The sequence below is a fragment of the Elioraea sp. genome, assembly GCF_051860475.1.
Classification (GTDB): Bacteria; Pseudomonadota; Alphaproteobacteria; order Acetobacterales; family Acetobacteraceae; genus Elioraea.
The window spans coordinates 1-4209 of sequence record NZ_JBHYDW010000228.1; the positions used below are offsets into that span (position 1 = coordinate 1).

Genomic DNA, 4209 nt, shown 5'->3' on the forward strand with positions numbered 1-4209 from the left:
CACGCCACCAACCGCGGTGGCGTCAGCGGCAGAACGCCCACCCTGCGCGCATATTCCATGACCGTTCAGACACGGCGCCTGCTACTCGACGACAATGCGCGGTGCCGACGCCGCGCGGCGCGCATTGATCGCCTCGCACTTCTCCCAGACCCGTGTCGCGATCGCGCGGTAGATGCGCGCTTCGTCGCTGTCGGGCATGGTGGCGGCAATCGGCGTGCCCTCGTCGGAGGTGGTGCGGATCTCGATCGCGATCGGGATCTCGCCCAGGAACTCCGCGCCGAGCCGTTCAGCCTCGCGGCGGGCGCCGCCATGGCCGAAGATGTCGCTGCGATGCCCGCAGTTCGGGCAGCAGAAGAAGCTCATGTTCTCGATCAGCCCCAGCACCGGGACGTTCGTGCGCGCGAACATCGCCATGCCCCGGCGCGCATCGATCAGCGCCACGTCCTGCGGCGTCGAGACGATCACCGCGCCGGTCAGCGGCACGCGCTGCGCCATGGTCAGCTGCGCGTCGCCTGTGCCGGGCGGCATGTCGACCACCATGATGTCGAGCTCGCCCCAGAGCACCTGGCCCATCATCTGCTCGAGCGCGCCCATCACCATCGGCCCGCGCCAGATCATCGGCGTCTCCTCCTCGACGAGGAAGCCGATCGACATGACCTTGAGCCCCCACTTCTCCATCGGCGCGATCATCTGCCCCGCCGCGTGCGGCCGGCCGCGGATTCCGAGCATCCGCGGTATCGAGGGCCCGTAGATGTCGGCATCCAGCAGGCCCACCCTCAGCCCGTTCTGCGCCAGCCCGATCGCGAGATTGGCCGCGGTCGTGGACTTGCCGACCCCACCCTTGCCAGAGGCGACGGCGACGATCGCGCGGCAGTTCGTGAGCAACTGCGCGCCGCGCCCGCCGGCGGCAGCGGCGCTGGCCTGGGCTCCGGCGGTCGGCGCGGGCTGTTTCGGCGCCTCGGCCCGGTGCGCCGTCAGCACCACGGTCGCGTTCAACACCCCGGGAACGGCGGCGGCCGCCTTCTCGGCGGCACGGCGGATCGGCTCCATGCGCGGGGCCCGCTCGCGCGACACCTCGATCGCGAAATTGACAAGCCCCTGCTTGACCTGAAGGCCCTGGACCATGCCGAGGGCCACGATGTCCCGACCCGTTTCCGGGTCGTGCACGGTCTTCAGAGCCTCGCGCACGGCCGCCTCGGTCACCTCGGTCATCGCTTGAAAACCCTCCGATTTCCGTCCATATGCCGCGGACGTGCCGGCGCGGATCGGCTGTGGCCACCGCGCGTGCTCGCTGATCGTTACCGCCCGGGCGGCGGATATGGGGCGGGCCGAAGCGGCTTCCAACGGAACACCAGGCTGGGAAGAGCAACACATGCCGTGGACCAACAACAGCGGGGGCGGCGGACCCTGGGGCGGCGGCGGCCGATCGGGCGGACCGTGGGGCAGTGGCGGAGGCGGCGGGCCCGGCCTGCCGCAGCCGCCGAACGTCGATGAGCTGCTGCGCAAGGGGCAGGACTTCGTCCGGCGCTTCCTGCCGCGCGGCTTCGGCGGCGGCAAGGGAATCGCGATCGTCGGTGCCATCCTGGTCGGCGTCTGGCTGCTGTCGGGCTTCTATCGTGTCCAGCCCGACGAGCAGGGCGTGGTGCTGCGCTTCGGCGCGTTCAACCGCACCACCCCGCCGGGGCTCAACTACGCGCTGCCGGTGCCGATCGAGAGCGTGACCACCCCGCGGGTGACGCGCATCAACCGCATCGATGTCGGCTTCCGCAGCCAGGTCGAGGGCGCCCGGCCCGTGCCCACACGGGACGTGGTCGAGGAAAGCCTGATGCTGACCGGCGACGAGAACATCATCGACATCGACTTCGCGGTGTTCTGGCGCATCCGCGACGCGGGCGAGTTCCTGTTCAACATCCGCAACCCGGAGGAGACGGTGAAGTCGGCCGCCGAGAGCGTGATGCGCGAGGTGATCGGCCGGACGCCGATCCAGCCCGCGCTGACCGAGGCGCGCGCGCAGATCGAGCAGTCGGTGCGTGAGGGCACCCAGGCGATGCTCGACCAGTATCGTGCTGGCATCGAGCTGGCGCAGGTGCAGCTGCAGAAGGTTGATCCGCCGGCCGCCGTGATCGACGCGTTCCGCGACGTGCAGCGGGCCAACGCCGACCGCGAGCGTCTGCGCAACGAGGCCGAGGCGTTCCGCAACGACATCATCCCGCGCGCCCGCGGCGAGGCCGAGCGCTTCGTCCAGGAAGCGCAGGGTGACCGCGAGGGCCGGGTCGCCCGCGCCCGCGGTGAGGCCGAGCGCTTCACCCAGATTCTCTCCGCCTACGCCCAGGCGCGCGATGTCACGCGCACGCGCCTCTACCTCGAGACGATGGAGGAGATCCTGAAGTCGAGCCCGACCGTGCTGGTCGACGACAAGGTGCAGAACCTGGTGCCGTTCCTGCCGCTCAATGACCTGAACCGGGCGCGCCAGGCGCAGCAGGGCGGCATGGACCGGCCCCAGCCGCTTCCGTCCTCGCCGGGCAGCCTGCCCGGCCCGGCGGCCCGCGTGACCGGCAGCATGCGCTGAGGGGAGAGAGACAATGAACCAGAAGACCCTCATCGGCAGCGCGATCGGCGTTGTCGTCGCGGCCGTGCTGCTGCTGTCCACGCTGTTCACGGTGCATCAGACCGAGCAGGTGCTGGTCGTGCAGTTCGGCAAGCCGGTACGCGTGATCACCGAGCCCGGCCTCCATGCCAAGATCCCGTTCATCCAGAACACGATCAGCTTCGACCGACGCCTGCTGGACTACGAGGGCTCGGGCGAGGAGGTGATCCTCGCCGACCAGCGCCGGCTGATCGTGGACACCTTCACGAGGTTCCGGATCACCGATCCGCTCGAGTACTACCAGACGGTGGGCTTCGGCGAGGCAGCGATCCGGGCACGTCTGTCCTCGATCGTGCCCTCGGCGCTGCGCCGCGTGCTTGGCAACGAGCCGCTGCTCGCGGTGCTGTCGGCCGACCGGACGCGGATCATGAACGACATTCGCGACAACGTGGACCGCGAGGCCCGGCGGTTCGGCGTGGCGATCGAGGATGTGCGCATCCGCCGCACGGACCTGCCGGAGGAGAACACCCAGGCGATCCTGAGCCGGATGCAGTCCGAGCGCGAGCGCGTCGCGCGCGAGGCCCGCGCCGAGGGTGCGGAGGTGGCAGCCCGGGTGCGCGCCGGCGGCGAACGCGAGCGGACGGTCATCCTGGCCGAAGCCCAGGCGCAGGCTGACATCATCCGCGGCTCGGGCGAGCAGGAGGCAATCCGGATCTTCGCCGAGGCATTCCAGCAGGACCCGCAGTTCTTCGCGTTCTGGCGCAGCCTGCAGGCCTATCGCGAGGCGTTCGGCGAGGAAGGCCGGGGCATGCTCATCGTCACTCCGGACAGCGACTTCTTCCGCTTCTTCAAGCAGCTCCCGCAGGATGTCCGGGCGGCGGAAGTGCGCTGAGCCTTCGTCGCGGCGGGCATGACGCCTGCGGCGGTGGTTGCGGCCCTCGGCCTCGTTCTCGCGGCCGAGGGCCTGCTCTATGCGCTGTTTCCGGACACGGTCCGCGGGGTGCTGGTCCGGCTGATCGCGCTGCCCGACCAAGGGCTGCGCGCGGTCGGGCTCGGGGCGGCTGGGCTGGGTGCGATGATCGCGCTCGCGGCCAGCGCGTTCTGAGGGGCGGAAGGGATCAGAACACCGGGAGGGGGCCGGGCGCCATCTTCCGACCCCGGTCCGGCTGGTCCATATAGCGCACAGGTCCGGGCCGCTGCCCGTGCAGCCCCAGTCGAAGAAGGCAGTCAAGTCCATGCGTCTGATGATCCGTCCCGTCGCTGCGGCGCTGGCTCTGGCGCTCGCGGGTGCCGCGCCGCTCACGGCGCCGCCGGTCCAGGCGCGCCCTGCGCCAGAGAGTTTCGCCGATCTCGCCGAGCGACTGCTGCCGTCGGTGGTCAACATCTCGACCACGCAGACGGTGACCGCGCGGCGCGACCGGCAGGGCCCGGATGTGCCTCAGTTCCCGCCCGGGTCGCCGTTCGAGGAGTTCTTCCGCGAGTTCTTCGATCGCCAGCAGCGCCAGGGACAGGGCCAGGGCCCCCAGGCGCCGCAGCGGCCGCGCCGGGCGCAGAGCCTCGGCTCAGGGTTCGTCATCGCGTTCGAGAACGGCGAGGGCCTGATCGTCACCAACAACCACGTC

The 4209-nt window shown here is 70.5% G+C and carries 4 protein-coding genes and 1 pseudogene; 4 read left to right on the plus strand and 1 reads right to left on the minus strand.

The features are described 5' to 3' along the window. Positions 1–81 precede the first annotated feature (81 nt). Complete coding sequence (locus ACTIFU_RS22695; protein ID WP_439580598.1) at positions 82–1212, minus strand: Mrp/NBP35 family ATP-binding protein; 1131 nt, start codon at positions 1210–1212, stop codon at positions 82–84. Between the two features lie 160 nt (positions 1213–1372). Between ACTIFU_RS22695 and hflK the strand changes: the two genes are divergently transcribed. The 4 genes and pseudogenes from hflK to ACTIFU_RS22715 form a co-directional block, all read left to right on the plus strand. Continuing rightward, positions 1373–2569, plus strand: coding sequence for an FtsH protease activity modulator HflK (gene hflK / locus ACTIFU_RS22700; RefSeq protein WP_439580599.1), 1197 nt, complete (start codon positions 1373–1375; stop codon positions 2567–2569). A 13-nt stretch (positions 2570–2582) separates the two neighbouring features. Then, positions 2583–3479, plus strand: a complete 897-nt coding sequence (gene hflC / locus ACTIFU_RS22705) for a protease modulator HflC (protein WP_439580600.1) — start codon at positions 2583–2585, stop codon at positions 3477–3479. Positions 3480–3497: 18 nt separating this feature from the next. Next, positions 3498–3692 carry a DUF2065 domain-containing protein gene (locus ACTIFU_RS22710; protein WP_439580601.1) on the plus strand — a complete coding sequence of 65 codons (195 nt, stop codon included), beginning with the start codon at positions 3498–3500 and terminating at the stop codon, positions 3690–3692. Between the two features lie 130 nt (positions 3693–3822). Beyond that, positions 3823–4209: pseudogene (locus tag ACTIFU_RS22715) on the plus strand (serine protease); the annotation flags it as partial.